This window comes from Mycobacterium sp. 852014-52144_SCH5372336, assembly GCF_001665615.1.
Taxonomy (GTDB): Bacteria; Actinomycetota; Actinomycetes; order Mycobacteriales; family Mycobacteriaceae; genus Mycobacterium; species Mycobacterium neumannii_A.
Map to the genome: position 1 here is coordinate 1 of NZ_LZSW01000054.1, position 26,524 is coordinate 26,524.

Annotated in this window: 25 protein-coding genes, 1 tRNA gene and 1 pseudogene; 13 read left to right on the top strand and 14 right to left on the bottom strand. The window is 66.9% G+C overall.

Annotated features, from left to right (window positions below; all coding sequences use genetic code 11):
• The first annotated feature begins 358 nt into the window (after positions 1-358).
• The gene (locus tag A5759_RS25980; protein ID WP_156616956.1) at positions 359-529 is read left to right on the top strand and encodes a hypothetical protein; all 171 of its coding nucleotides are present in this window, start codon (positions 359-361) and stop codon (positions 527-529) included.
• Positions 530-1,573: 1,044 nt separating this feature from the next.
• On the opposite strand, the gene A5759_RS16785 is transcribed toward A5759_RS25980, so the two are convergent.
• Complete coding sequence (locus A5759_RS16785) at positions 1,574-2,023, bottom strand: hypothetical protein (protein WP_068199597.1); 450 nt, start codon at positions 2,021-2,023, stop codon at positions 1,574-1,576.
• Positions 2,024-2,339: 316 nt separating this feature from the next.
• Between A5759_RS16785 and mobF the strand changes: the two genes are divergently transcribed.
• The 4 genes from mobF (at position 2,340) to A5759_RS16800 (ending at position 10,654) form a co-directional block, all read left to right on the top strand.
• Positions 2,340-8,159 (top strand): MobF family relaxase, encoded by a 5,820-nt coding sequence (gene mobF, locus A5759_RS16790; RefSeq protein WP_197506085.1) that lies wholly within the window; start codon positions 2,340-2,342, stop codon positions 8,157-8,159.
• A 259-nt stretch (positions 8,160-8,418) separates the two neighbouring features.
• The gene (locus tag A5759_RS16795) at positions 8,419-8,766 is read left to right on the top strand and encodes a hypothetical protein (RefSeq protein WP_197506081.1); all 348 of its coding nucleotides are present in this window, start codon (positions 8,419-8,421) and stop codon (positions 8,764-8,766) included.
• Positions 8,767-9,126: 360 nt separating this feature from the next.
• Positions 9,127-9,267, top strand: coding sequence for a helix-turn-helix domain-containing protein (locus tag A5759_RS26475; RefSeq protein WP_255392533.1), 141 nt, complete (start codon positions 9,127-9,129; stop codon positions 9,265-9,267).
• A 196-nt stretch (positions 9,268-9,463) separates the two neighbouring features.
• Positions 9,464-10,654 (top strand): tyrosine-type recombinase/integrase, encoded by a 1,191-nt coding sequence (locus tag A5759_RS16800; protein ID WP_068199604.1) that lies wholly within the window; start codon positions 9,464-9,466, stop codon positions 10,652-10,654.
• A gap of 78 nt (positions 10,655-10,732) precedes the next feature.
• On the opposite strand, the gene A5759_RS16805 is transcribed toward A5759_RS16800, so the two are convergent.
• The 3 genes from A5759_RS16805 to pgm all read right to left on the bottom strand — a co-directional run bounded on the left by A5759_RS16805 (position 10,733) and on the right by pgm (position 13,814).
• Positions 10,733-10,805: transfer RNA gene (locus A5759_RS16805), tRNA-Ala, on the bottom strand.
• A 55-nt stretch (positions 10,806-10,860) separates the two neighbouring features.
• Entirely contained in the window at positions 10,861-12,183 is a 1,323-nt protein-coding gene (locus A5759_RS16810; protein WP_068199606.1) for an MFS transporter, read from the bottom strand.
• Positions 12,180-13,814: a phosphoglucomutase (alpha-D-glucose-1,6-bisphosphate-dependent) gene (pgm, locus tag A5759_RS16815; protein ID WP_068199608.1), complete on the bottom strand. Its 1,635-nt coding sequence runs from the start codon at positions 13,812-13,814 to the stop codon at positions 12,180-12,182. Before pgm ends, A5759_RS16810 begins: the two co-directional genes overlap by 4 nt.
• Before the next feature lie 60 nt (positions 13,815-13,874).
• Between pgm and crcB (A5759_RS16820) the strand changes: the two genes are divergently transcribed.
• The 6 genes and pseudogenes from crcB (A5759_RS16820) (at position 13,875) to mbtN (ending at position 18,773) form a co-directional block, all read left to right on the top strand.
• Positions 13,875-14,273: a fluoride efflux transporter CrcB gene (crcB, locus tag A5759_RS16820; protein ID WP_068199610.1), complete on the top strand. Its 399-nt coding sequence runs from the start codon at positions 13,875-13,877 to the stop codon at positions 14,271-14,273.
• The gene (gene crcB / locus A5759_RS16825) at positions 14,270-14,635 is read left to right on the top strand and encodes a fluoride efflux transporter CrcB (protein WP_068199612.1); all 366 of its coding nucleotides are present in this window, start codon (positions 14,270-14,272) and stop codon (positions 14,633-14,635) included. The genes crcB (A5759_RS16820) and crcB (A5759_RS16825) overlap by 4 nt, the downstream gene beginning before the upstream one ends.
• Positions 14,632-15,699: a DUF190 domain-containing protein gene (locus A5759_RS16830; RefSeq protein ID WP_068199613.1), complete on the top strand. Its 1,068-nt coding sequence runs from the start codon at positions 14,632-14,634 to the stop codon at positions 15,697-15,699. Before crcB (A5759_RS16825) ends, A5759_RS16830 begins: the two co-directional genes overlap by 4 nt.
• A gap of 56 nt (positions 15,700-15,755) precedes the next feature.
• The gene (locus A5759_RS16835) at positions 15,756-16,025 is read left to right on the top strand and encodes an acyl carrier protein (protein WP_082693853.1); all 270 of its coding nucleotides are present in this window, start codon (positions 15,756-15,758) and stop codon (positions 16,023-16,025) included.
• Positions 16,026-16,054: 29 nt separating this feature from the next.
• A pseudogene (gene mbtM, locus A5759_RS16840) lies at positions 16,055-17,601 on the top strand (long-chain-fatty acid--ACP ligase MbtM).
• On the top strand, positions 17,598-18,773 hold the full coding sequence (gene mbtN, locus A5759_RS16845; protein ID WP_068199616.1) for a mycobactin biosynthesis acyl-ACP dehydrogenase MbtN: 1,176 nt from the start codon (positions 17,598-17,600) through the stop codon (positions 18,771-18,773). The pseudogene mbtM and the gene mbtN overlap by 4 nt, the downstream one beginning before the upstream one ends.
• Positions 18,774-18,800: 27 nt before the next feature.
• Here mbtN and A5759_RS16850 read toward each other — a convergent pair whose 3' ends face one another.
• The 3 genes from A5759_RS16850 to A5759_RS16860 form a co-directional block, all read right to left on the bottom strand.
• Positions 18,801-19,409, bottom strand: coding sequence for a GNAT family N-acetyltransferase (locus tag A5759_RS16850; protein WP_068199617.1), 609 nt, complete (start codon positions 19,407-19,409; stop codon positions 18,801-18,803).
• A gap of 64 nt (positions 19,410-19,473) precedes the next feature.
• Entirely contained in the window at positions 19,474-20,169 is a 696-nt protein-coding gene (locus tag A5759_RS16855; protein WP_068199619.1) for a proteasome protein, read from the bottom strand.
• A gap of 32 nt (positions 20,170-20,201) precedes the next feature.
• A complete protein-coding gene (locus A5759_RS16860; RefSeq protein WP_068199622.1) occupies positions 20,202-20,570 on the bottom strand; it encodes a DUF488 domain-containing protein in 369 nt (122 codons plus the stop codon).
• Between the two features lie 19 nt (positions 20,571-20,589).
• On the opposite strand from A5759_RS16860, the gene A5759_RS16865 reads away from it, so the two are divergent.
• The gene (locus A5759_RS16865; RefSeq protein ID WP_068199624.1) at positions 20,590-20,784 is read left to right on the top strand and encodes a hypothetical protein; all 195 of its coding nucleotides are present in this window, start codon (positions 20,590-20,592) and stop codon (positions 20,782-20,784) included.
• A 2-nt stretch (positions 20,785-20,786) separates the two neighbouring features.
• On the opposite strand, the gene A5759_RS16870 is transcribed toward A5759_RS16865, so the two are convergent.
• Together A5759_RS16870 and A5759_RS16875 are read right to left on the bottom strand one after the other, a co-directional pair.
• Positions 20,787-21,326 carry a TetR/AcrR family transcriptional regulator gene (locus A5759_RS16870; protein WP_068199627.1) on the bottom strand — a complete coding sequence of 180 codons (540 nt, stop codon included), beginning with the start codon at positions 21,324-21,326 and terminating at the stop codon, positions 20,787-20,789.
• Positions 21,310-21,765, bottom strand: a complete 456-nt coding sequence (locus A5759_RS16875; protein WP_068199629.1) for an SRPBCC family protein — start codon at positions 21,763-21,765, stop codon at positions 21,310-21,312. Before A5759_RS16875 ends, A5759_RS16870 begins: the two co-directional genes overlap by 17 nt.
• A gap of 72 nt (positions 21,766-21,837) precedes the next feature.
• On the opposite strand from A5759_RS16875, the gene A5759_RS16880 reads away from it, so the two are divergent.
• Positions 21,838-22,557, top strand: a complete 720-nt coding sequence (locus tag A5759_RS16880) for a TVP38/TMEM64 family protein (RefSeq protein ID WP_068199632.1) — start codon at positions 21,838-21,840, stop codon at positions 22,555-22,557.
• Here A5759_RS16880 and A5759_RS16885 read toward each other — a convergent pair.
• From A5759_RS16885 to A5759_RS16905, 5 genes are read right to left on the bottom strand one after another with little or no spacing between them, the layout of a single operon-like run.
• Positions 22,554-23,156, bottom strand: a complete 603-nt coding sequence (locus A5759_RS16885; protein WP_068199634.1) for a carboxymuconolactone decarboxylase family protein — start codon at positions 23,154-23,156, stop codon at positions 22,554-22,556. The genes A5759_RS16880 and A5759_RS16885 overlap by 4 nt on opposite strands.
• Before the next feature lies 1 nt (position 23,157).
• Positions 23,158-24,021, bottom strand: coding sequence for a TIGR03619 family F420-dependent LLM class oxidoreductase (locus tag A5759_RS16890; RefSeq protein WP_068199635.1), 864 nt, complete (start codon positions 24,019-24,021; stop codon positions 23,158-23,160).
• Positions 24,018-24,848 (bottom strand): TauD/TfdA family dioxygenase, encoded by an 831-nt coding sequence (locus A5759_RS16895; RefSeq protein WP_068199636.1) that lies wholly within the window; start codon positions 24,846-24,848, stop codon positions 24,018-24,020. The genes A5759_RS16890 and A5759_RS16895 overlap by 4 nt, the downstream gene beginning before the upstream one ends.
• Positions 24,849-25,172, bottom strand: a complete 324-nt coding sequence (locus tag A5759_RS16900) for a hypothetical protein (RefSeq protein ID WP_068199637.1) — start codon at positions 25,170-25,172, stop codon at positions 24,849-24,851. It lies immediately after the preceding gene.
• A complete protein-coding gene (locus tag A5759_RS16905) occupies positions 25,169-26,452 on the bottom strand; it encodes an SRPBCC family protein (RefSeq protein ID WP_068199714.1) in 1,284 nt (427 codons plus the stop codon). Before A5759_RS16905 ends, A5759_RS16900 begins: the two co-directional genes overlap by 4 nt.
• Positions 26,453-26,524 lie beyond the last annotated feature (72 nt).

Below are 26,524 nucleotides of genomic sequence, written 5' to 3' on the forward strand. Positions count from 1 at the left end.
TCGCCCGAAGATCGCGTGACGAGTCACGGCAACCGGGAGTGAAGACAGTGATTCATCTGATGCAATATGCAGACAAACTTCGTGGATAACATTCGTTATCCATCAACCTCCTTCATGCGAGCGCCCCAACATAGCCATCGCGCCGTGCCCTACTACCTCGTCGAGATCACCGAGCTGCAACACCCCTCGCGCGATGGGAGAGCGGCCACGCAAGACGGATAACGCTACAACTGCCCCGTGAGCTTACGAGGGTGATCGCACCATCGAACAGCATCCCGAGCTGGACGGTTACCGCGAGCTATTCACCAATGATGGGATTCCCGAGCGCCGTCGAGCCTGCGATATCCACCCAGACGACTTGGCTGGTGACCGCAGTGACGACCTTCTCGAGTCGTTCCCCGCCAGCGCCAGCATCGCCTCCATCTACCATGCTGCGCACTACGCGCGCGTCGACAGCCTCACCCGGGGCCGACTGCCAACTGACTTGATCAGCCACAGCGACTCGCTGCGCATCCGCACCAAACAGTGACGGCTGGCACGAAACGATTGGGCAGCACCGCATCTGCTCGGCTCGCACGGCGTGCGTCTCCACCTGGCTGTGTGGTTCGACAACCACACGACACGTCCACCCCACACGCCGTGCTGCTCATGAGCGGTCCACGGCAGCCCCACCCACCGACCGCTTCTTCGACTTGCTCAGCTCATCGCTGCGACACCGGCCGCCACTCGGCTTCCACTGCCCGCCCAGGGGGCGGTATCCGACGCCCATACGCCAATCCTTCGCAGGCGCCCACATGCACCGCAGCATCGGCTGATCGCAAGCAGCGCCGCCTGCACCGCGGTTGCGGCCGGCCCGAGCCGTTTGATACCGCCTAGTGAAGTGCCACTGACGGTTGCCGCCGTACCCCCCCGACTGTCGAAGCGTCGCACCGCATAGCGTCCACGGTGCGACGCTTCTGCGACATGCGCTCCATGTTGTCGCCCTAAAACCTGAAAGGACATGCAGCCGTGCTGGCCTGTCGTGTGCGATCTTGACGCACGCCCGGGTTGCGGCCCTCGCGCGGCCCCAGCACGCGTCGCGACCACACCCTTCGATCATCAATACGTAGCGGCGCGAACACACACAGCCCCCCGACACGGGTGAGGTAGCAGCGCCTACAACCTCGGCAGTGATTGCACCTGCCAAGATTTCGCAATCGGAAGTCATTTGCCCGCATGCGACGTGACTGCGGATGCGGCCGTCTCACGGCATGCAAGACGTTGATCAATGATCGGCCTGCCCGCGCTCCTCGTTACCGCCGACTCTAGATCGCTGTTCTGACATCAGCCGTCTCAAACGACCACGAACACCACCGACGGAGGAGCGGCGGTGTAGGCGAACCGGCAGGGGTCCGGAAGCGTTCAGGCGTTACATCCCCAATCGCCCCTACGCGCACCATGAACACGCACTGCTGAGCGCGCCCGCCCAACCAAGCGAGGATGGATCGTGCTGCGCGAAGGAAACAGGCGCACCTCTGCGCCAGGTGTGCCCCTAGCGCCAACCACGGCCAGCGCCGGTCATGCCACGGCCACATCACGCAGGCGCGGTGCCGTCACCGCCATCCCTGGACCCCGCCTGGGCGCCATCGCAGCACGGTGCTTGCAAACCGCTACTCGCCGTGAGCTTTCGGGGTTTGGGTGCGTGCCGCAGCATCGCACGTATCTCTCCAATGCCGTCGCCAGTCAGATCAGCGATCGTCGTCAGGGTCTCACCATTGCCCTGCATGAGTTTGAGCGCCGCGCCGGCCTCAGCGCGATGAATTGCGCGCCGCCTGTTGGCCTCGGCCCGCACCTGGTCGCGGAGCTGGGTGAGCCGTTCGCGCTCCCACGGGTCAACGTCGGCCAGCTTGGTCTTGGCGACCATGTAATTCGCCGCGTTCTCGATGTTGGCTCGCTCCCGTGCGGCACGGGCCTCGTTGGCGCGCCGGGTCGCCTCACGTGCCCGTCGTCGCGCTTCCACTTTGGTCGAAGTGCTTGCTGTCATATCCGGGAGCTTAGAAGCGACCGAGCTGTCTTAGCCACTACCACAGCCACATTGGCACTCCGCGAATTTTTTTCAACGCAGACCGTGCACGCATCGCTCCGCCGCTGGCGAGCCCGACCGCAACGTCACGACCTCCTCTAGAGCCACTGAGCTCATCCGCTCACAGTCACTTCCCGCAGCGCCACCGACAGGCCACACACCTCTTGCACTCAGGAAGCCGTTGGTAACGGTTTGATAACAGCCTCCGGTTTGGTGGTGGCTTCGCTGCCCGAGGGATTCGTAGCGTGCGGCCCATGTGGACGTCTGGGTGCGTGTCATGGTGATGACGCTGCACAAGCTGACCGCCGGGGACGGATACCTGTACCTGGTGCGGCAGGTCGCTGCCGCCGACAGCACCGAGCGAGGCCGCTCGACGCTGGCCGACTACTACTCGGCCAAGGGCGAGACGCCGGGTCGCTGGCTGGGACGCGGTCTGGCGGGGCTGTCGGACACTGGGCGCTGCGAAGTCAACACGCAAGTGCGGGACGAGATTTGGAGCGTTGGGCCGGGATCGGATGTCAGCGAAGACCAAATGCGCGCCCTCTACGGATTGGGTCTGCACCCCAACGCTGACCGGATCGAAACCTTCGTGGCCGGCCGCGGCATGGCCGCCCAGCGGTCTGCCAGCCGTCTGGGGCGTGAGTTTCTGGTACACGATGGGGAACCGGAGTTCGCGCGGCGTGTGGCGGTGGCCTTCCGCGATCACAACGCCGAAGTCGGCGCGCATTGGAACGCCACCATCGCTCCGGAGATCCGCGCGCAGATCCGCACCCGCGTGGCCATGGAGCTGTTCTCCGAGGAGTACGCCCGCCCGCCCGCCGATGACCGCGAATTATCGGGGTTCATCGCTCGCAACACCCGCGCCCGTACCACCGCGGTCGCCGGCTATGACCTGACGTTTTCGCCGGTAAAATCGGTGTCGGCGCTGTGGGCCATTGCCCCGCTGACCGTGGCGGAGCACATCGAAGCCGCCCACGACGCGGCAGTCGCGGACGTCTTGGAGTGGCTGCAAGATCACGCCACGTTCACCCGCACCGGCGCCGGCGGTGTCGCCCAGGTCGACACCGAGGGGCTCATCGCCGCGGTGTTCACCCACCGCGATTCCCGCGCCGGTGATCCCGACCTGCACACCCACGTGGCAATCTCCAACAAGGTGTCCCACGTCGACGCCACCGGCGTACGCCGCTGGCTGGCGCTGGACGGCCAACCACTGCACCGAGTCACCGTGGCAGCCTCGGAGTTGTACAACACCCGACTGGAAGCCCACATGATCGCCGGCCTGGGTGTGCGCTTCGCCGAACAGTCCCGCGGACACGGCAAGCGGCCGGTCCGCGAGATCGCAGGAATGTCAGCGGAATTGATGTCGCGGTGGTCGAGTCGTCGCGCGGCGATCAAGGGCCGCACCGCCGAGCTGGCCAAGCAGTTTCAGACCGATCACGGCCGCGAACCCACCAACACCGAAATCATCGCGCTGGCGCAGCAGGCGACGCTGGAATCGCGCGAAGCCAAACACGAGCCGCGCTCACTGGCGCAGCTGCGCCAGACGTGGCGCACCCAAGCCGCTGAGGTGCTCGGCCGCAACGGTGTGCAACGGATGCTGACCGACACACTGGCCCACGCCGATCGCACACACCCGGGCACCAGAATCGATGACCGGTGGATACTGGCGCGTGCTGGCGAACTGATCGCCACCGTCAGCCAGGCACGCGCGATCTGGCAGCCTCACCACGTGCGCGCCGAAGCCCTCCGCATAGTGCGCCGCCACAACATGTCGCACGATGTCGCATTGGTCCAACGCCTCACCGATACCGCGCTCGGCGAAGCGTTTTCGGTGCCGCACGCCCGGATCTGCGACGGCGAGTTGGGCGAGCCTGTCGCATTGCGTCGCCGCGACGGCGCCAGCGTCTACAGACGCCACGGCGTCCAGCTCTACACCAGCCGCGACACGCTGGCCGCAGAACGGCGCATCCTGGTCGCTGTCGCACGCTTGGACGGGCGGTGCGCCAGCGACCGCGATGTCGAGCTGGCACTGGCCAACTCCACGGCACGCGGACGCACACTCAACGCCGGCCAAGCCGCACTCGTGGCAGAGATGGCCACCAGTGGACGCCGTGTCGCACTCGCGCTCGCACCGGCGGGAACCGGCAAAACCACAGCGATGGCCGCCCTATCGCATGCGTGGCGCCACTCAGGCGGACACGTCATCGGACTCGCCCCGACCGCCGACGCCGCGATCCTGCTCGGCGACGAGCTCGGCACCATCACCGACACCCTCGACAAATACGTCTGGTCCACCGACCCCTCCTCCCCTGCCGCGCGACCAGACTGGTTTCACCGCGTCGGGCCCGACACCCTGATCGTCGTCGATGAAGCCGGAAAGGCCGCCACCGCGGGCCTGGACGCCATGATCACCGACGCGCTGCACAAAGGCGCCAGCGTGCGCCTCATCGGTGACGACGGCCAGCTGTCGTCCATCTCGGCCGGCGGCATCCTGCGCGACATCGCCGAAGCCACCGACGCCCTCACCCTGAGCGAAGTCGTACGGTTCAAGTCACCGGCCGAAGCCGCCGCAGGCCTGGCGCTGCACGACGCCGACCCGGCCGGCATCGGCTTCTACATCGATCATCACCGCATCCACGTCGGCACCGACGAGACCGCCGCGGACATGGCCTATCAGGCATGGCGGGCCGACCTGGCCGCCGGCGCAGACTCCATCCTGCTCGCACCGACCAACGACATCATCAACGAACTCAACGCCCGCGCCCGCACCGACCGACTGGCCACCGAGCCCGAGGCGGCCGACACGGCCACAGTAGTACTGGCCGATCAGTTGCACGCTAGCGTCGGCGACACCATCCGCACCCGCAAAAACAACCGTCGAATCACCATCGGGCGCAACGACTTCGTGCGCAACGGCTACCGCTACACCATCACCGAAGTCCTCACCAACGGCGCGGTGAAAGCGCGGCATGTGCGCAGCGGACGCATCGTCACACTGCCGGCGGACTACCTCGCCGAACACGTCACGCTGGGCTACGCGGCCACCATCGACTCCGCCCAGGGACTGACCGCAGGACGCCGCGACACCACGGGAACCTGCCACATCGTCGGCTCCGACATGCTGACCCGCCAGCACCTCTACGTCGCCATGACCCGCGCCACCGACGAAAACCACCTCTACCTGTCCACGGCCGAAGGCGATCCGCACCGGCTGCTCTCCCCCAAAGCCACCCACCCCGACACCGCCGTCGACGTCCTGACCCGGATTTTGGCCCGCGACGGCGCCCAAGTCTCGGCCACCACCGCCGCCCGCCGCGCCGCCGACCCGGCCGCCCGGCTGCAGGCCGCCGCCGACATGTTCTACGACGCGCTGGGTGTGGCGGCCGAAAACCAGCTGGGAGCCGGTGCACGGGATCGCTTGGACGCCATCGCCGACGAGGCAATCCCCCGGTTGAGCCAGCGTGAGGCCTGGCCGGTCCTGCGACACACCCTGTCCGTCCTGGCCTTGAGCGGGGCTGATCCCCGCGAGCTGCTGATCGAAACGCTGGCCAAGGGCAGCATCGACGACGCCACCGACCCCGCCGCAGTCCTGGATTACCGCATCGCCCCCGCAGGTACCCACTCCGCAGGCATCGGGGTCCTGCGCTGGCTACCCGCCATACCGCCGGCACTGGCCGACGATCCGCAATGGGGCCCCTACCTGGCCCGCCGCGAGCAGCTCGTCCACGGCTTGGCTGACCAGATCCGCGCGCGCGCACGCAGCTGGACCAACGCCACCGCCCCCGCCTGGGCGCGGCCGCTGATCACCGTAAACGCGGCGCTGACCGCCGAAATCGCCGTATTCCGCGCCGCCACCGGCGTCGCCGACGCCGACACCCGTCTCACCGGCGCCCGCCAATACCCGGTGCGGACCCGCGCCGTGCAAGCCGCCCTGCAGCGCCACGCCGCCGCAGGCATCGGGCAGCGCAGCGCCGACACCACCCGCTGGAACGACCTCCTCGACGCCATCGACCCACGCCTACGCGCCGACGCCTACTGGCCACAACTGGCCGCCCATCTCGCCTACGCCACCCGCACCACACCAGACCTGCGCCAGGTCATCACCACCGCCGCCCACCAGAAGCCCCTACCCGACGAACTGCCCGCCGCCGCGCTGTGGTGGCGCATCTTCGGCGCAATCTCGACCACCGCCACCCTGGCCACCGCGCGCTCTCGGCTTCGGCCCGCCTGGATCACCGACATCGACGCCGTCTTTGGCGCCGTGCTCGCCGAAACCATTGCCGCCGACCTGCACTGGCCCGGCCTGGTGGCTGCCATCAACGCCGCCGACCCCCACACCTGGACACCCCGCGATCTGCTGCACCTGGCGGCCGAACACCTCGCCGATGCCGAAGACACCGACCACCCGATCCCGCCGGGCGACTACGCCCGCCTGATCACCTACACCGTCGATACCTATACCCACCGCCAGCACGCCGGCGACCCGTACAACATTCCTGATCCCCAGGACGCCCCACCAAGTCCGGACGACGAAGAGCGCTTCCCACCCGACCCCCGACACCCCGGATTCAACGAGGAGCCACCCGTCTCAGATGTCGACACAGCCTTGCCCGTCGACGTGCGCGCATTCGAAAACGGGACGGCTCACTTTGAGGGGCTGCGATTTGAGGAGCTCTCCACCCAGCGGCCATCACGCGAATTACCCATCACGATGGAGCTTTTCACCCAGTTAGGCCAGGAATACCGTTCGATCTGCAACGCCATCACTGCACTGGAAGCCGACATCGCCGCCGGTAACGGGCCATCCATGCGTGCGGCCGCCGACGACCTGCTCCGCATGCGTCAGCAGATTGATACCGACCGCCCATACGGCCACGCCGTCGCCGCGGTGATGGCGCAATGGTCGGACGCCGACGCCGTCTATAACGACAGCATGCTTCTCGTCGAGCATGCACGCACCCGTCTACTCGCACTCACATCCACGCCCGGTGCCGATGAGGTTGACATCGCCTCCGCCCGACAAGAACTCGCCTTCTACATTGCGCTGCTTCCAGACCAGCCGCCATCAACGCAGTACCAGCAGGCTCTCACCCAAGCGCAAGCCGCCCGCAGCGCAGCCGCCGGGGGACCGATCGTCACCGAGGCCGACATCACCGCCGCACGTGATGTCGCCGAGGCCGCCGACCGAGCAACTCTCCACGAACTGCGCACGCGCCGCAAAGCGCTGCGCGGCCGGCTGCAACGCGCCGAGCGCGATATCGCCGCAGCCTTCGCCACCGCACACACCCATACAACCCAGACCCTGGAACAGTTACTCGACACCGCGCATTCCGAGGTCAACCTGCTCGCATCCGCCCGCCATCTGGACACCCAACACGCCCCCCTGCTCATTCCCGAATCCGCACTTAACCAACACGATCCGGCCATCGCCGCACGAGTCAAAGGGCTTGCGGCCCAGCCCTATCGACTCGGATACGTCCACGCCGACAGCACTGACCCTGACACCACCGCAGCCCTGCAGACGCTACGTACAGCAGCCAACGAAAATAATCGAAACATATTGTTTATCAGTGCATCTGATAATATCGTGGCCACAGCACGAGATGCTGAACTGGCCGACACCTACACCACCTTTGATGACGATCTCGCCGACAAACTATGGTCATCGGGACCCGACGCGATCGTCATCATCGACAACCCCGCCACCATCGACCCCGAACAACTCGCCACCACCACCAACTACATCACCATCAACGGCGCCCGCGCCATCATTCTCGACCCCGCCGACGGACACATCGGTCCCGCCACCTCCGCGCTGCACCTCCTAGCTACCACCCTCCCCTGGAGCACAACCCTGACCGCCACCCAGGCTGCCGCCCAGGACCGTCCCGACACCCCAACGCCAGCTGTCACAATGGCCGACCGCCTCGGCCGAAGCCATCTCGACGAACGCTGGCGCGTCCTACTCGCCCACTACGACGCAACAGCCCGTGCCATCCGATCCGCGCACCGGCTCCACCTCACCCTCACCTGGCACAACCACTCACACAACCGCGACGAACCCGTTCAATCGCGCAGCGTCGGCATCGACGACTGACTCGACAAGCAGTCCTGCCGAACCCCATCCCCGCACCGCACGACGCAATCCACGATGCGTAACGGCGAGCGACCGGACGAGGCCCTAAGTGGCTGACAGCCGGCATTTCGCCCCGGATTCCGGCGGACAAGCGAGTAACCTCAAAGCCAAGGACTCGTCCTTCTCCCCAGCCCAGAAGGAGGACCGAGTAATGAGCAGACCGATCCGACATCGGGTAGCCACCAGGATGAGACGGGCTCGCATGTGCACCGTCGAGTACATGCCACTAGAGACCGACCCGAGCATCCTGCACGCCGTAAAGACAGTCTACACAACCGATCTCGGACTACCCGACGACTGGACCGACGCACAACGAGCTGAGTTCATCGTCGCCGAGGCTGAAAAAATCACGTGGATGGTGCGGGCAGAAGCGAGCGCCCTCGGCGACCAAAGCATCGAGCAATGGACGCGGCGACACGACGGCCGTGCGCCCGACCCAAGGGTTCGAAGCGCGTTGAGAATTGCGGCACGAGCCCAAGCGCTTCACATCGTTCTAAATACCGAGCTTTACGAACTCATCGCCTCAGACACCGAAGACGAATATCCGGAGCGAGTCCGGACAGCATGATTACTGGCGAGGGTAACTCTGAATTGTCGTGACGTAGATGCGCACTCAATGGCGTTGTTCGGGGCCCTACGGAACAACAATCAGCTCCCACCGTTACGAGGGATACGTTGTCCTCATTGTCTCGATCTAATGCGGACAAACGACGAAATCCGGAATAGCTCAGGTATTTCGAAACAACCTTGCTTCTAGTAGTGGACTCGGCTCGTCGGCCGTCATACTTTGGAAGAAGCTGAACGGGCCTTTCGAAACGCTCCGAAGCCAACAGCTGAAGACCGAGGCGCCTCGCCGCCTTGGTGGACCTTGAGGAGGTGAATAGCGTTGACTCTTAGTCCTTTCGATGATCTCCCCTTCCTGCTGCCGGTGCCCCGCGCCGCGGTGCTGCTGGGGATCAGCCGCGCTTCGGCGTATCGACTCGTGGCTACCGGCGAACTGCCGTCGAGACGACTTGGCGGGCGCGTTTATGTCGTTACCGCGGAACTGCGTCAGATTGTTGCGGCATAATCAAACTGACCGCTCGCCGTGGCGCGTCACTGCTCGCGTCGAGCGCGAACTTTGGTACGCAGCGGCGAGCAGGTGATGGTTCGACCCGACAGCCAGGAGAATGAACGCCACAGGCGCGCCTGCTTGGCTACGACAATGTGCTGCGGACAGAAGACCGGCAGCAAAACAGGGACCGTCGCAGCCAAGGAGGACCCTAGTGAACGACGCGCAATCCACACGTCCGCCCCAGACGCGCAGCGAACGGACCGACAGCTCAATCAAGCGACTGCCCAACGGCGCTGGCTGGCGGGCGCGGCCGACACTCGGGACCGACCCCGTGACCGGTAAGCAGGTCAGGCCCACCAAGGTGTTCGCCACCAAGAAGGCTGCGCTCGACTGGGTGACCGAGCAGCGCCAGCAGTGGAGGTCGTCGACGTGGGCGCCGAAGTCGAGGCAAACCTTCGACGAGGTCGCCGATCACTGGCTTACCGTGCGAGAAGCAAACCCATCGATCGGGCCGAATACCGTTCGGGCCGACCGAGAGTCGCTGGCTTACGCCCGCCGGGCCTTCGGCGCGGTCCAGGTGCAGAAACTCACTCCCGCGACGCTGGCCGACTGGTCGGCCGCCCTGAAGGGTAAGGACGGCAACACGCTGGCGCCGGCCACCAAACGACGCGCGATCATTCGATTGAAATCCGTAATGGCTCATGCCCGCAAGATGCGCTGGCTCACCTACGATCCCGCGGCCGAGCTCGAGTCACCAGAACAGAAGTCAATCACCGCCACCGACGCGGGCGACATCTGGACGGCCGAGCAGATGGGCCAGTTCCTCGATCACGTCGCCGCCCACCGCCTCGCCGGCTGCTTCGCTCTCACGCTGCTCGGGCTGCGCCGCGAGGAAGTCGGCGGGCTGCGCTGGTCCGACCTCGACCTACATACCGGCGCTCTGCACATCCGCCGGGCCCGCGTAGACGTAAACGGTAAAGACACCGTCGTCCCAACGAAGACCGACAGGTCCGCGCGCGAGTTACCCCTACCAACACGCGAGCTCGCGATGCTCAAAGCGATGCGAACGGTCCACCTGCGCGAGCGGCGGGCCGTCGGCCGACCACTCGACGACGGCGACCTACTGCTTTCGCGGGAAGACGGCACGTGGCTGCCGGTGCGCGACTACTCGCGCGAGTTCGCCGTCCAGCGCAAGGCTGCTGGACTACAGGCGATCACACTGGGCAAGCTGCGGCATTCCAACATCTCGCGGATGCGCGCGGCGGGGGTCGCCGCCGATGTCGTCGCCGCATGGCACGGCCACACCGAGCGCATGACGCAGGCGGTCTACGGCCGGGTGACCGACGACCGCCTGACTGCGGCGTCGACGGTGTTCTCCGCACCAGCGGTAGGACAGAGTTAGGACAGAGAACCGAACCGTGAAGCCTCCAGCGAATCCGGGAAACGGCTACATCAGAGTTCAAAGCCGTACGGTGTCAAGTGGAGCTAAGGGGACTCGAACCCCTGACCCCCACACTGCCAGTGTGGTGCGCTACCAGCTGCGCCATAGCCCCTGAAGTCGTGCCCATCGAAGTTACACCACCTGCCGGAAGCGCTCAAAATCGCTGGTTACGGCACTTCCCCACCGGCCTCGGGGCCGATTGCCCGCGCCGGCGTGTGCTCGGCGGGCCGGCCCCGCGTCTCCGGGGCGAACACCCATCCCAGCGCGGCCAACCCCAGGATCGCCCCGCTGACCACGAACGCCGCGCCGAACGAGGTCTGCTCGGCGATCTGGCCCACCACAAGCGATCCGATGATCGAACCCAGGTCGGCCATCATCTGGAAGACCGCGACCGCGGTGCCGCCACGCGCCTTGTTCCCCACGATGTCGGCCACCGCGGCCTGCTGCGGCGAGACGAAGATGCCCGTCGCCGCACCCGTGATGTACGCGGCGACCAGGAAGATCGGCAGCGACGTCGTGAAGCCCACCAGAATCGTCGACACCGCCGACACCGTCAGCCCGACGATCAGCAGCTTGCGCCTGCCGATCCGGTCGGACAGATACCCGCTGGGAATCACCACTGAGACGTTGCCGATCGCGAACGTCGCCAGCGCCAAGCCCGCCGCACCCGCCCCGTAGCCGAGGCCCTCGACCACAAACAGCGGCACCAGAGCGATGCGCAGCCCGAACGCCGCCCACCCCGTGCTGAAGTTCGAGAACAACGCCGCACGGTAGGCGCGGTGGCGCAGCACCTGACGTATCGAGACCGCCGCCTCCGCCGTCTCCTCCGGCGCCGCCAGGGTGCTGCCGCGCAGGCTGACGAACACCACGCCCGCCGCGACCAGCAGCGCCGCACCGTAAATCACAAACGGCGCCGCCAACCCGAAACCCGCTGTGAGGCTGCCCAGCACCGGCCCGCCGACCGAGCCGACCAGAAACCCCGTCGAGAACAGGCCCGCCACCCGTCCTCGCGCGTTCTCCGGTGAGATCCGGATCATCAGCCCCAGAGACGACACCGTGAACATCGCCGAGCCCAATCCGCCCAGCGAGCGGAACGCCAGCAGCTGCCAGTACGTCTGCGCGAACGCGCACGCCCCGGTCGACAACGCGACGATGATCAGGCCGCTGATGTAGACCCGTCGCTCCCCCAGCCGCTGCACGAGCAAGCCTGCGGGCGGCGCGGCGATCAACCGCATCAACGCGAACGCCGTGATGACGAATGTGGCCGCGCTGATGCTCACCCCGAAGTGACGGGCGTACTGCGGCAGCACGGGCGCCACCACGCCGTAGCCGAGCGCCACCACGACGTTGGCGCCGACGAGCAGCCAGACCTCGCGCGGGAGCTTCGGCTTGGCCTCCGTCTCGTTGGCCCCAACCTGGTTGGCCCCAGTCCGGTCGGCCCCCGCCGCATCGGGCCCCGTCGAGCTGTCGCCCTCGGGTTCAGAACTCACCCGATGACCTTATTGACCACCTCGCGCGCCGCTTCCTGCACCTCCGCCAGATGCTCGGGCCCCTTGAACGACTCGGCGTAGATCTTGTAGACGTCCTCGGTGCCCGACGGCCGCGCCGCGAACCACGCGTTCTCCGTCGTCACCTTCAACCCGCCCAGCGGTGCCCCGTTGCCCGGCGCCGTCGTCAACTTCGCGGTGATCGGTTCACCGGCCAGCTCGGTCGCCGAGACCTGCTCCGCCGACAGCTTGGACAGTCGCGCCTTCTGCTCACGGTCGGCCGGCGCGTCGACGCGCGCATACGTTGGGGCGCCGTACTTCTCGGCCAGCTTGCCGTAGCGCTGCGACGGCGTCTCACCCGTCACCGCCAAGATCTCCGAAGCCAGCAGCGCCAGGATGATGCCGTCCTTGTCGGTCGTCCACACCGACCCGTCGTGGCGCAGAAACGACGCCCCCGCGCTCTCCTCACCGCCGAAACCGATTGTCCCGCTCAGCAACCCGTCGACAAACCACTTGAACCCGACCGGCACCTCGACCAGTTCGCGACCCAGCCCGGCGACCACCCGGTCGATGATCGACGAACTGACCACCGTCTTGCCGACCGCAGTCGACGCCGGCCATGACGGCCGGTGCGAGAACAGGTACTCGATCGCGACCGCCAGGTAGTGGTTGGGGTTGAGCAGCCCGCCGTCTGGGGTGACGATTCCGTGCCGGTCGGAGTCCGCGTCGTTTCCGGTCCCGATTTGGTACCGGTCTCGGTGCGCGATCAGCGATGCCATCGCGTTCGGCGAGCTGCAGTCCATCCGGATCTTGCCGTCGGTGTCCAGCGTCATGAACCGCCACGTCGCGTCGACCAGCGGGTTGACCACCGTCAGATCGAGGTTGTGGCGTTCGGCGATCGCGCCCCAGTAGTCGACGCTCGCGCCGCCGAGCGGGTCGGCGCCGATGCGGATCTTCTCGGCGCTGATCGCGTGCATGTCGACGACGTTGGGAAGATCCGCGACGTAGGCGTCGAGGTAGTCGTGGCGCTGCGCGCTCTGCAGCGCCCGCGCCAGCGGCACCCGCTTGACCCCTTTGAGCCCGTCACGCAGCAGTTCGTTGGCCCGATTGGCGATCGCACCCGTGGCGTCGGTGTCGGCGGGCCCGCCGTTGGGCGGGTTGTACTTGAATCCGCCATCCCGAGGCGGGTTGTGCGACGGCGTGACGACGATCCCGTCGGCCAGGCCACCCTCGCGACCGCGGTTGAACGTGAGGATCGCGTGGCTGACCGCCGGCGTCGGCGTGTACCGATCGGCCGAATCGATCATCGCCACAACGTCATTGGCTGCCAGCACCTCCAACGCCGACACCCAGGCCGGTTCGGACAGCGCATGGGTGTCGCGGCCGATGAACAGCGGACCGGTGGTGCCCTGCGCGCCGCGATACTCGACGATGGCCTGTGTGGTGGCCACGATGTGCGCCTCGTTGAACGCCGCGTCGAGGCTGGACCCGCGATGCCCGGACGTGCCGAACGCCACCTGCTGGTCGACGTTCTCGGGGTCCGGTTCTCGGGTGTAGTACGCCGTCACCACCGAAGCGATGTCGATGAGGTCCTCGGGCTGGGCCGGCTTTCCGGCTCGGGGGTGGGGCGCCATGTACCCGATTCTGCTCCTTGCTGCCATGCGGCGTGCTCGGGTGCGGCCATACTTTGCCTTGTGCTTGGTTATGACGGCCGCGAACTGCTCGCCGTGTTCGTCGGCGGTGCGCTGGGCACCCTCGCCCGCGCCGCGATCGAGACGCTCCTCGCGCCCGAACCCGGGCACTGGCCGTGGCCGACGTTCGCCGTGAACATCGTCGGCGCATTCCTGCTCGGCTACTTCACCACTCGACTGCTCGAGCGGCTTCCGCTGTCGAGCTACCGTCGGCCGCTGCTCGGCACCGGGCTGTGCGGCGGTTTGACCACGTTCTCCACCATGCAGGTCGAGATCGTCAGGATGCTCGAGCACCGCCACTACGGGCTGGCGGCCGGATACCTGACCGCCAGCGTCGCCGCCGGCCTGATCGCCGTGTACACCGCGACCGCGCTGGTGCGGCGGGTTCGGGTGCAGGGATGACCGTCGCGGTGTGGGCGGGTGTCGTCGTGCTCGGAGGTGTGGGCGCGGTGCTGCGATTCATCGTCGACCGCACCGTGTCGGCACGGGTGGGTGGCGTGTTCCCGTACGGCACGCTGGTGGTCAACGTGAGCGGCGCAGTAATCCTCGGCGTGCTGTCCGGCCTCGCCCTGAGCCCCCACCTCGCGCTGCTGTTCGGCACGGCATTGATCGGGTCCTATACGACGTTTTCGACCTGGATGCTGGAGACGCAGCGCATCGGCGAAGAGCGGCAGGGCCTGCCCGCGGCGGCGAACATCGTCGTCAGCCTGGCGCTCGGCGTCGCGGCCGCGGCCTTCGGCATGTGGTGCGGGGGCAACCTGTGAACGTCGACTACCTCAAGCTGACCACCTATTTCGGCGAGCGCCAGCGCGTCGGCGACCGCTTCCTCGCCGACGCGCTGCTCGATCTCTACACCGATGCGGGCCTGGCGACCAGCGCCGTGCTGCGCGGCATCGCCGGGTTCGGACCACGCCACCAGGTGCGTACCGACCGGACGCTGAGCATGTCCGAGGATCCGCCTATCGCGGTCGCGGCGGTGGACGTCACCGACAAGGTCGCTCCGCTCGCGGACCGGGTCGCCGCGATGACATCTCGTGGCCTGGTCACCCTCGAACGCGCGCGATTCACTGGCGGTGCAGCCGCCTCCGCGGTGGCGCTACCGGAGACCACGAAGCTGACCGTCTATGTCGGCCGCCAGGACCGCATCGCCGGCCGACCAGCGCATCGGGCGATCTGTGACACGCTGCACGATCTCGGCTTCTTCGGCGCCACCGTGTTCCTCGGCGTGGACGGCACTTGTCGTGGTCTGCGCAAGCGGGCCCGGTTCTTCAGCAGGAACGTCGATGTGCCCGAGATGATCATCGCGACGGGCGGGGCGGCACAGGCGCAACGAGCGATCGAGTATCTCGAACGAGAACTGCCCGCTCCCCTCTACACGGTCGAGCGGGTGCAGGTCTGCAAGCGCGGTGGGCTACTGCTCGCCCGCCCGCCCGCGCTGCCGCAAACCGACACGGCCGGGCGTCAGCTGTGGCAGAAGCTGATGATTCACACATCGGAAGCGACCCTGCACGGCCGCGTGCCCATCCACCGAGCCCTCGTGCGCCGGCTGCACGAGGTGGAGGCGAGCGGCGGCGCGACGGTGCTCCGCGGCATCTGGGGATTCCGGGGCGGACAAAAGCCGCACGGGGACCGGCTGATTCAGGCCGCCCGCCAGGTGCCTGTCACCACGATCGTCGTTGACAGCCCCGCCAGAATCGCGGCAGCCTTCGACATCGTCGACGAGTTGACCACCGAAGACGGGTTGGTCACCAGCGAACTGGTTCCGGCCCTGGTAGCGATCGACGGTGGCGAACGTCGCGGAAGCCTACAACTGGCCCGATACCCCTGACTTGCAGCGGGGGTAAGCCTAGCCTTACCTGATCCGACGTAGTACCGTCGCGTGCCGTGAACCCGTCTACTCCAGAAGCCGTCAGCGTCGCGCTGGCCGAGATCCTGCGCGACGACATGAACGTCGACGTCCGACGAGTCACCCGCGACTCCCGCCTGATCGACGACGTCGGCCTCGACTCGGTCGCGTTCGCGGTGGGGATGGTGGCCATCGAGGACCGGCTGGGCGTGGCGCTGAGCGAAGAGGACCTGCTCAGCTGCGACACGGTCGGCGATCTGGAAGCGGCCATCCTGGCCAAATCGGCTGCCGCATCCACGAACTCGTGACCGAGCTCGCCGCAGCCCTGTCGGCGGCGATGTCGGGGGCCTCGACGACGTTGTCCGTCCTCGACACGGAAGCCGGCACGTGGGCACACCATCCGTGGCAGGAGGTCCACGCGCGTGCCGAGAACGTGGCCGAGCGGATCGCCGACGACGAATCCAAAGCCGTCGGCCTGGTCGGTGAACCCACCGTCGAGTTCGTCGCGGCCATTCCCGGCGCGTTCTTCGCCGGCGCCGGGTTGTCGATCCTGCCCGGACCCATCCGGCGCGCCGACCCCGAACAGTGGGCGCAGACCACGCTGGACCGGTTCGCCTCCATCGGCGTGACGTCGGTGTTCAGCCACGGTGACGAACTGGCGCTGTTGAGCAAGCACGCGGACACGATCGCCGTTCACGACCTCCTCGAGGTCGGCCACCCGCACCGCTCCACATCCTTCCGTGGCCCCGGCACCGCAGACGTCGCGATCCTGCAGGGGACCGCGGGGTCGACGGGAACGCCTCGCACGACACAGATTTCGCCAGCCGCGTCGCTGGCCAATCTGCGCGGGCTGATCGAGCGGGTCAACGTCAACGACCGGTCCCGACTGCACAGTTGGTTGCCGATCTACCACGACATGGGGTTGGCCTTCCTGCTGACCGCGACGCTCGGCCAGGCCGATCTGTGGCAGGCGCCCACGTCGGCATTCGCCGCTTCCCCGTTCAACTGGCTTCAGTGGCTGATGGAAAGCAAAGCCACGATGACCGCGGCGCCGAACATGGCCTTCAACCTGATCGGCAAGTACGCGGGCCTCGTCAAGGACCTCGACCTCAGTCACCTCGGTTTCACGCTCAACGGCGGAGAACCGGTGGACTGCGCCGGCTACCAGCGCTTCGCCGACGAAATGGCACGCTTCGGGTTCAACCCCAATTCCCTCGCCCCGTCCTACGGATTGGCCGAATCCACTTGTGCGGTCAGCGTTCCCCAACCGTTCACCGGCCTTCGCGTCGACGACGTACAGGTCATCAGCGACGGAGCGAGACCACGCGCCGCTTCGCCGTCCTCGGTCACGCCATCCCGGGCATGGAGATCCGCATCAACACCGACGCCGAGCACACCACCGAGGTGACCGGCCGCGAAGTCGGTGAGGTCGAGGTTCGCGGCACGTCGCTGATGACCGGATACGTCGGCGAGGCCCCGATCGACCGGAACGCGTGGCTGCCCACCGGAGATCTCGGCTATCTCACCGACGACGGACTGGTCGTCTGTGGTCGGGCCAAGGAGCTCATCACGGTGGCCGGTCGCAACGTGTTCCCCAATGAGATCGAGCGCATCGCCGCCGAGATCGACGGTGTCCGTGACGGTTGCGTGGTGGCCGTCGGAACCGGCGAGTCCTCGGCGCGGCCCGGGTTGGTGATCGCCGCGGAGTTCAAGGGCGACGACGAGCCCGGCGCCCGCAGCCAGATCGTGGCCCGCGTCGCGTCGCACTGCGGCGTGGTGCCCGCCGACGTGGTGTTCCTCAAACCCGGTGCGCTGCCCCGCACCTCGTCGGGCAAGCTTCGCCGGCTCGAAGTCAAGCGCACGTTGGAGGGAGCAAGCCGATGACGGCCACCGCCGACGCACCGGACGCACCGCCGCTCGAGGACTACCGCGACCTGCTCGAGCGGGTCTTCGACGATCGCGTCACCGTGTGGACGGCGGAAGCCGAAGAGACGGAACGGTTCCCGCGCAAACTCATCGAGTATCTTGGCGAGTCCGGCGTGTTTGCCGCCAAGTGGCCGCCGGGAGAACAGCATCCCGACGTCGCGAAGGTCATCGAGCTCGCCCGCAAGCTGGGTTGGCTGGGCTCGGCCGGCATCGGGGTCGGCGTGGGACTGCACGACTCGGCGATCGCGATCCTGCGCCGCTTCGGCAAGTCGGATTACCTGAAGGAGATAGCCGAGCAGGCGATCCGCGGCGAGGCGGTGCTGTGCATCGGCGCCTCCGAGCAGTCGGGCGGATCCGACCTGCAGATCGTGGGCACCGAAGTGCGTTCTGTCCGCGACGGTTTCGAGGTCAAGGGCATCAAGAAGTTCGTCTCGCTGTCCCCGATCGCCGACCACGTCATGTGCGTGGCCCGCAACGTCGACCACGACCCCAACAGCAAGCACGGCAGCATCGTGGTGATCGCAGTGCCGCTTGCCCAGTGCGAGATCCAGACGCCGTACCGCAAGGTCGGCGCCGGTCCCCTCGACACGGCCGCCGTGCACATCGACACCTGGGTGCCCGCCGACGCTCTGGTCGCCCGTGCCGGCATCGGCCTGGCCGCCATCTCCTGGGGGCTGGCCCAGGAGCGGATGTCGGTGGCGGGGCTGGTGTCGACGTCGGTACAGCGGGTCATCGGAATCACGCAGGCGCGCATGATGGTTCGCAGACAGTTCGGCAACAGCCTGTGGGAGCATCAGGCGCTGCGGCTGCGGATGGCCGACCTGCAGGCACGCGTCGACATGCTGCGCTACGCACTTGACGGGGTCGCCGCGACCGGAAAGCTCGACCTTCGCACCGCAGCCGCGATGAAGGTCAACGCCGCCCGCCTCGGCGAAGAGGTGATGAACGAGTGCATGCACCTCTTCGGCGGGTCCGGCTATCTCGTCGAGGAGACTCCGCTCGGAAGATGGTGGCGGGACATGAAACTGGCGCGCGTCGGCGGGGGCACCGACGAGGTGCTGTGGGAGTTGGTCGCCGCCGGGATGAAGCCCGACCACGACGGCTACGCCGAGTTCAACCAGCTGCCCTGAAACCGCTCGGTCGGGCGACCGTCGGCGCTACGCGCGCGGCAGTGCGTACAGCGCCATGCGCCTGTTCGACATGTCGTGCTCCCCGAGGAACTCGCAGCCGGCGTGTTCGCAGACATCGCGTGCGCCCTTGTTCCGGTGGTCCGGATCGAACATGATGCGGCGGCACTGCGGGTCGAGCTCGAAGATGTTGGCGGTCAACCGCGGTAACAGGATCGGCGCGATACCGCGGTTGACGAAGCGCAATTCCGCGATCGCCGCGTGCATCCCGATGTCGTGAGGTTCGGCGTCATATCGCGGAGCGATCGAATCCTTGGCGGCCCGGTACAACTCGACGTAGACGAAGGGTTGCCCTCGGAACGAGCCGACGAACGGCCTGGAGTACTCGCCTGCCAACTGTGCGCTCAGATACCGGTGCCACCGCTCGGGGGGCCAGTCGTACTCCCAGGCCTCGACAAGGTGCGGGCGGTTCATCCACTCCGAGATCATCTCCGCATCCGCGTCCGGATCGGCCAGCCGGACGAAGTACGGCTCGGCGAGCACCGGCGTGGGTGGTGCCGCGACATCACGTACCGCATCGGAAACGTCGGTCAGCTCCCGCGGAAGGACGGGCGTGGGTGCATCGTCGATCTCGGTCATCGCCCGCCGAGCCTACCGGAACGACTAAGGCAAGACTTACCTTCCCCGCCTGGACTTCTGCCCCTCAATTGAAGAGGTCGTCGAGGGCCCGCTGTTCGAGTTCGGTCCACCGGCGCACGTTGTCGCGGACCTCGGCGACGGCTTCCTCATCGAAGTGCCGGGCCCCGTCCGGCGTGATCCGGCAGAGGTCCATCGGCCCACCGACGCTCGGGGACGACGCGTCCAGCGCGTCGAGCACCCGCAGCGCGGCCACCAGGCCATAGTCGACGCTGCGTTCGCCCATCTCGAAGTGCGCCAGAAGCGCATGGGCCTGCTGAGCCATCGGCGATCCGCTGCCCACCGCATGGAAACCGATCTCCTCGTAGCGGCCGATCAACCCGTGTGGATCGATGTCGACGATGAACGGGTCTCCGTTCGCGTAGCCTGCGGCGAGAACGTAGGTGGCCGGGGTTGCGCCGGGCTTACCCGCAGGCACGTCTTCGATGAAGTTCGCGTAGTGGTGCTTGAGCACCGGCAGGACTCGACCCTGCAGGGCATGGCCGATGTCGGGCGCTTCCACGATCGCATCCGGTTCGTTGTCGAAGATCTGCTCGAGGTCGTAAAGCACCGCACGCGACCCGCTACCGCCCCACGCGGCGCGTTTTCCGAGCGGATGCAGCTTCTGAGCCGGATAACTGAGTCCCCGCCCGGGATCGGTGATCTGAGAGTCGGAGGCCATCGCGATCCCGTCGGCGCATCGGATGGCGAGTACGACGGTCATCGCGGCAGTTTCGACGGCATGTGCCGATCGTCTCACGCCGTCCGGGTCAGTAGGTCGCGCAGGACGGCCGCATGGCTTCCGTCGACGTCGCGGGTTGCGGTCGTGAGGACCACCGGACCTTCGGCCGCCAGGCCGCGCAGTTCGTCGAGCGCCCGCGCAGTCTCCTCGGTTTCCAGTTCGGCCGTGTAGCGGGCGACGAACTCGTCGAACCGTTCCTGCCGGTGCGCATACCAGCGCCGCAGCTCGGTCGACGGCGCCACCGCCCGCAGCCACTGCCCGACCCGCGGATCGTCCTTGCGGATTCCTCGCGGCCACAGCCGGTCCACCAGAACCCGGGTGCCGTCGTGCTCTCCCGGCGGGTCATAGACCCGTGCAACCTCGACGCTTGGCCGGCCACCCATGCGGTGAGATGGTAGGGGCATGGCGGTGGACCGAGTGGCGGATCTGCAGCGATGGCAGGACTCCGGCGCCATCTGGGAAGTGCGGATGCGACGCGAAGGCAGTGTGACCGTCGCGCTGCTGCGCTGCGACGGCGGCGAGGAGGTCGACGTGTTCACCTCCGAGGACCCCGGACTGCTCGCGTTCATCGGCGAGCGTCGAAGCAGTGAAGACTGACGTCATCGACGCTGTGCGCGGACCAGGTCGGCGAACGCGGCGGCCGCGGCGTCCACGCCGTCGAGGTCCTCGGTAGCGACGAGGTCCAGCAGCAGGCCGCGGGCCACTGCGAGGCCGAGCCGCATCATCGCCGGGTCAGCCGTGCCACTCGGATCTCGCGACAGCCAGTCCTCGACCGCGGCGGGCAGCATCCGCGCGAACGGTTCCTCGCCCTGCACCCCCCGCGCGTAGCACTCGAAGAACAGCCGCTCGAACGGGCGGAGATCGGGCCTTCGTAGATTGGCCCACATCGCCGCGATCGCCTCGGCGGGATCGGCCGGCAAGTCGTGGGCCAGCGCCATCTGGCGTCGCTCGACCTCGCCGACGATCGCCAACAGCAGTTCCTCACGCGACCCGAAGTGGTGCAGCAGCATGCGATGACTGGTGCCGACCGCGGCGGCGAGATCACGAAGCGGTCGGTCGCCGATGCCGTTGCGCGAGACCTCCGCGACGAGCCCGTCGAGCAGTTCCTGGCGACGATGGGCGTCAGGCGGACGGGCCATCGAGCCGGTGCAGCCGCTCGCAGCGTGCCTTCAACCCCTCGGCTTCGAGGTCGAGGTAGCGCTTCGTCATCGACCGCATCAGCAACCCGACCAGGGCTCCGACCCGGCCTCGTTGTTCGAGCCGTTGATGGATACGCGTACGCCCCTGCGAGTCGGCGCTGACGGGGCTGACGTCGTGGCGGGCCACCGTGAGCCCGCCTGGCGAGCGCTGCACCCAGGTCCACGAGGCGCCGGGCACCACCTCGGTGACCTCCCAGACCAGCTTCGGCATCCGCGGTTGCTTGATCTCGAACCTATTGCCCACGGCCAACTCTCGGCTGTCCAACGCCACGAGTCGGGTCACCGAGGCGGTCCACTCCGGCCAGCGCTCGACATCGCTGAACACGTCCCATACGACGGCGGCGGGTGCGTCGATCTCGGCGCCACACTCGGTAATCATGTACCAAATGGTACATCCGCTGCGTCACCGCGGGAAGTGTGTATCCGCGCGTGCGGCAAAATTGGCCTGGACATGACCCTCAGCGACCGCCCCGCGACCCGTCGGTGGCACATCCTCCGACTCGTGCTGTTCGTGGCGTTCCTACTCGGGTTGTTCTACCTGGTCGCCGTTTCCGGCGTGGTCGACGTCGACCATGTCCGCCGCACAGTGGCCTCCACCGGCCCGATCGCACCGCTGGTCTACGTCGTGGTGTCGGGGCTGCTGGGCGCGGTGTTCGTACCCGGGCCGATCCTCGCCGCCGCCAGCGGAGTGCTGTTCGGCCCGGTCGTGGGCACGTTCGCCACCCTCGGCGCGACGGTCACCACCGCGTGCGTCACCAGCCTGATCGGTAGGCGCGCCGGACGCGACAGCGCCCGGGCACTCCTCGGCGAGGAACGAGCGGGCAGGCTCGACGATCTCATCGCGCGCGGAGGCCTGTGGGCCGTCGTCGGCCAGCGCTTCGTTCCCGGCATCTCCGACGCGCTCGCGTCCTACGCCTTCGGCGCGTTCGGAGTTCCGTTGTGGCAGATGGCCGTCGGTGCGTTCATCGGGTCCGTCCCCCGCGCGTTCGTGTACACGGCGCTGGGGGCGTCGATCGCGGATCTGTCGTCACCGCTGGCGTTCACGGCGATCGCGGTGTGGTGCGTCACCGCCGTCGCCGGTGCGTTCGCCGCGCACCGGGGCGTACGGAGTTGGCGCAGACGCACTCGGCGCAGCGACGACGAACCGGCACCCGAAGCGGAGGACCCCTAGTCCGGAAGCGTCGCGCTGCCGGGCGGTGGGGCGAGCTGCCAGGTGTCGCAGGCCATCGCGAGCATCGCGTAGGTGCCGACGACGAAGATCAACTCCATCGCCTGGTGGGTACCGAGTTCGTCGACGAGACCCCGCCACCTGTCCGGGGTAGCGCGGCCGCGGGCGAGCAACTCGTCGGTCGTCTCGAGCACCAGCCGGTCCACTCCGTCGAACTCGGCGTTACCGCGTGCGATCCGGGCGATCTCGTCATCCGACAAGCCACCCGCCTTGGCGATCTTGACGTGCTCACCCCAGAAGAACGACGAGCGCCGCGCATGGGCGAGCCGCAGCACGGCCAGCTCGCGCAATCGCAGTGGCAGCTCGCCGCGATGAAGCAGAAACGCGTTGTAACCCAGGAACTTACGCGCCATCTTCGGGTGCCGGACCAGCACACCGATGATGTCGAAGTTGAGCGGATCCCTGGGCTCTCCCGAGCCGGCCCGTGGAACGTCGTCGCCTGGAACGCCCATCAGTGCGCCGACGGCGGCATACTCGTCGTCGCCCCATTCCTCGGCGGTCAGCGGCGTCAACAGCGGATGGCCGATCGCGTCTTGCGTCATGTCACCTCTCGTCGTCTTGGCGGTGTAACTCCGCGAGTGCGTGAATCTGCTCGAGGTAGTGCTCGAGCGACCGGTGGACGAACCGCGCGGACACGGTCGTGGTGCCCGCATCCGCCATCTCGCGCAGCGTCTTTCGAGTCCCATCGGGGTCGTCGACCGGGTCGAGCGGGCGGTCGGCGGCCAGCACGACCTCGAAGCCGGCCGGTATCTCGCGCGCCTTGAGCCACTCCCCTGCGGTCGCGACCGAGATGCCGAACGGCGCCCAGCCTTCGGCTAGCGTGAGTGCCCGCCGTAGCGACCGTTTGGTCCTGCCGCCCACCCAGATCGGCATATGGGACTGCAGCGCGCACGGGTCGACGATGAGCCCGCCGAACGAGTAGAACTCCCCGTCGTAGGAGGGCTCGTTGCTCGCCAGCGCGGCGCGCAAGGCGCGCAACGCGTCGTCGGCGCGCGGGCCGCGATCCTCGAACGGCGCACCGAGGAGGTCGAACTCCTCCTTGAGTGAGCCGACACCGACACCGAGGATGAGACGCCCACGGCTGACGTGATCCAGTGTGCCGTAACGCTTCACGATGGCCAGCGGATGGTGGTATCCCAGCACCAGGGTCATCGTGGCGAGCCGGATCCGTTCGGTGCGGGCGGCCACGTAACCGAGGGTCGCCAGCGGATCCCAGTACCTGGCGCCGCGCCGTCCAGCCTCCGATGCCGGGATGCCAATGTGCTCGCTGCAGGTCAGGTGGTGGTAACCAAGCCTGTCAGCCGCTTCGGCGACGCGGCCGATGTCCTCGACTCCTGCGTCGCGCTCCCACGTCAACGCCGCCCCGGCGACGTTGGTGACGACCGGTGTCGCGATGCCCAGCTTCAATTCAGTGGCTCTTCGCCCGCCAGGATGGTCCGGTGCATCAGGCGACCGCTGTCGGCGGCGTAGGGCAGGGCACGGTGCATGGTGCCGGTGTTGTCCCAGATCAACAGATCGCCGACTTCCCACTCGTGGCGATAGACGTATCGCGGTTGGGTGGCCCAATCACGAAGCCGGGCAAGCAGAGCGCGGCTCTGTTCGACGGGCATGCCGACCACGTAGTCGGCTGTCGCGCCGAGCAGCAGCGACTTGCGGCCGGACTGGTGCGTCCACACGATGGGGCACGCCTTGGTCGGGGACTTCTGCCAGAACGCGATCTCGTCGTAGCTCATCTCGGGTGTGACATAGTACTGAGATCGCTCGGCGCTGTGCACGACCCGAAGATCGGCGATCAGATCCTTATCGGATTGCGGTAAATCGTCGTATGCGGCGTAGGTGTTGCAGAACTCCGTATCGCCCCCGGTATCAGACAGCTTTATGGCTCTGAGCAACGTCGCCAAATTCGGATAGGGTTGCAGGGAGCCGTCGAAGTGCCAGAACAGCGAGCCCTTCAGGTATTTCGCGCGTTGGTTGACGTTCTCGTCGAGCGAGATCTTGTAGATCCCCTCCTCGCCCTCGTTGGCCACCACGGTGCCCAACGTTGCGGCGATCGCGACCTGTTGCTCGTCGCTGATCTGCAACCCGCGGAAGAACACTACGCCGCGTTGTTCCAGTGTGTCCCTAATCTTCTCGGCGGCGCGACCGCTCAACAGGGTGTCAAGGTCGGTTCTGATCTCGCTGCCGATCCTCGGGGTCAGGTCGACGACGTCCAGTTGTGCGGAGGTCAGGCTCACTCAGCTCACCCTCGTCAGTATCGTGTTGGCCGAATGTTTGACTCGCGGTTGGTTCCACAGCTCGACCGCGAGTGAGATCGTGATCAGCGAGTAGAGCAGGTTGCGCAGGTTGGCGACGTCTTCGGGCAGCGGCTCGGCGTAGTCGAACTTGTCGACGTAGGCAAGAGCTTCTTCGGCGTATGGGAAGATCTCGTCGTAGAAGGCCCGGATGTGTTCCATGGAACTGTTGACCCGCTTGACGTAGCGCGCGTGGCCGTCCTCGATGGCCCATTCGGGCACGAGGTGTTCGAGGTGCGAGAACCCCGGCGGCAGAGTCGTGTTCATCGCATCGCCTTCTGCTCTTCGCCGGCCTTGACGTAATCGCCAACGACCTTGTGGAAGTGGCGAAGCAGAATCTCCTCGTCGTTCATCGTGAAGTGGGTGAGCGCGCCGCTGTTCAGCATGGCCTGCAGACCCTCAGACGGGCTGGCGTCCTCGAGGATGATGTCGTTGAGGAACGTGACCGTCAGCTCCTGGCCCAGCCGCTCCCTGTGCGTTCTCGGCGGCTGGTAATAAGCCTCGGTTTCGAAGATGTGCGAGTGCGGCCCGGTGGGCCAGTGCGTGTGGACGGTGAATCCGGACGCACCGAAGATCAGCACGAAGTTCGGGAAGAACTGGAACGAGTCGAAGCCGTACTTCTCCGACCGTGTGGGGTTGATACCGGCAGGCATCGGCCCGCGGTCGGCCTTCTTGTTCCACGGCCCGGCCGCGCTGGCCTCGAAGACGCACTCGATCGGCTTGGAGTACGGCGTCTTGCGGGATGGTTCACCGGAGAACGAGAACATCCGGTGCGGGCCTTTGAGCCGATAGGCCAAAGCGTCGGTGAACGGATTCGGTTGGTCGAACGCGTCGCGGGCCTCGGCTGTGACCGCGCCGAACGAGGACGCGTGCAGGTACGGCCCGTGATAGCTCTCGGCGAACCCGTCGAGGAAGATCTTCCAGTTGCACTGCAGTTCGGCCTTGAGCTTGTAGACCTGATGCGGGCCGGCGAACGGGTACCCCTCGATCTCGTGCGCCAGCTCGCCCAGGAACTCGCGGACCGTCTCGGTGTTGTGCGGGTCGAGGTTGATGAAGATGAAGCCCTCCCACACCTCGCACTGGATGGCTGGCACCCGGCAGCTGTCCGCGTCGAAGTCGAGCAGCAGATCCTTGCGGGTGGCCGAGTGCAGTGAGCCGTCGAGCTTGTAGCGCCATCCGTGGAAGCGGCAGTACAGCAGCGGTGCGCGACCTTCGACCTCCTGGAATGGGTCGTCCTCCCACAGCATCTTGTTGCCCCGGTGCGGGCAGATGTTGTGAAACGCCCGGACCACGCCGTCCTTGCCCCGCACGATGATCACCGAGGTGTTGAGGAACGTCAGCTCGCGGGTGAAGTAACTGCCCGACTTGGGCACACGCTCGATGCGGCCCATGTAGAGCCACGTCTTCTTGAAGACGTGCTCGCGTTCCTTTTCGTAGAACTCCTCGGAAACGCAGTCCTGAAGCGACACAGGACCACGACCCAGCTCGGGGTAGGCGTCGGTCCAGTGTCCGCTGGCGGGCTTGGTCACCAGGCTGTCGTGACTCAACGGTCTCTCCTGCGTCGGGCTGAAGACGGTAGGGGTGAAGGTACCGCCGCCGATATGGCCGAAACAGGCCCG

Coding starts and splice junctions, on each gene's coding strand:
- A5759_RS16880 (WP_068199632.1), top strand. CDS start 21,838: ATGACCCTCAGCGACCGCCCCGCGACCCGTCGGTGGCACATCCTCCGA.
- A5759_RS16870 (WP_068199627.1), bottom strand. CDS start 21,326: ATGGCCCGTCCGCCTGACGCCCATCGTCGCCAGGAACTGCTCGACGGG.
- A5759_RS16885 (WP_068199634.1), bottom strand. CDS start 23,156: ATGACGCAAGACGCGATCGGCCATCCGCTGTTGACGCCGCTGACCGCC.
- A5759_RS16875 (WP_068199629.1), bottom strand. CDS start 21,765: ATGATTACCGAGTGTGGCGCCGAGATCGACGCACCCGCCGCCGTCGTA.
- A5759_RS16855 (WP_068199619.1), bottom strand. CDS start 20,169: ATGACCGTCGTACTCGCCATCCGATGCGCCGACGGGATCGCGATGGCC.
- A5759_RS16850 (WP_068199617.1), bottom strand. CDS start 19,409: ATGACCGAGATCGACGATGCACCCACGCCCGTCCTTCCGCGGGAGCTG.
- pgm (WP_068199608.1), bottom strand. CDS start 13,814: ATGGCGCCCCACCCCCGAGCCGGAAAGCCGGCCCAGCCCGAGGACCTC.
- A5759_RS16900 (WP_068199637.1), bottom strand. CDS start 25,172: ATGAACACGACTCTGCCGCCGGGGTTCTCGCACCTCGAACACCTCGTG.
- mbtN (WP_068199616.1), top strand. CDS start 17,598: ATGACGGCCACCGCCGACGCACCGGACGCACCGCCGCTCGAGGACTAC.
- crcB (WP_068199612.1), top strand. CDS start 14,270: ATGACCGTCGCGGTGTGGGCGGGTGTCGTCGTGCTCGGAGGTGTGGGC.
- A5759_RS16795 (WP_197506081.1), top strand. CDS start 8,419: ATGCCACTAGAGACCGACCCGAGCATCCTGCACGCCGTAAAGACAGTC.
- A5759_RS16785 (WP_068199597.1), bottom strand. CDS start 2,023: ATGACAGCAAGCACTTCGACCAAAGTGGAAGCGCGACGACGGGCACGT.
- mobF (WP_197506085.1), top strand. CDS start 2,340: ATGGTGATGACGCTGCACAAGCTGACCGCCGGGGACGGATACCTGTAC.
- A5759_RS16865 (WP_068199624.1), top strand. CDS start 20,590: ATGGCGGTGGACCGAGTGGCGGATCTGCAGCGATGGCAGGACTCCGGC.
- A5759_RS16860 (WP_068199622.1), bottom strand. CDS start 20,570: ATGGGTGGCCGGCCAAGCGTCGAGGTTGCACGGGTCTATGACCCGCCG.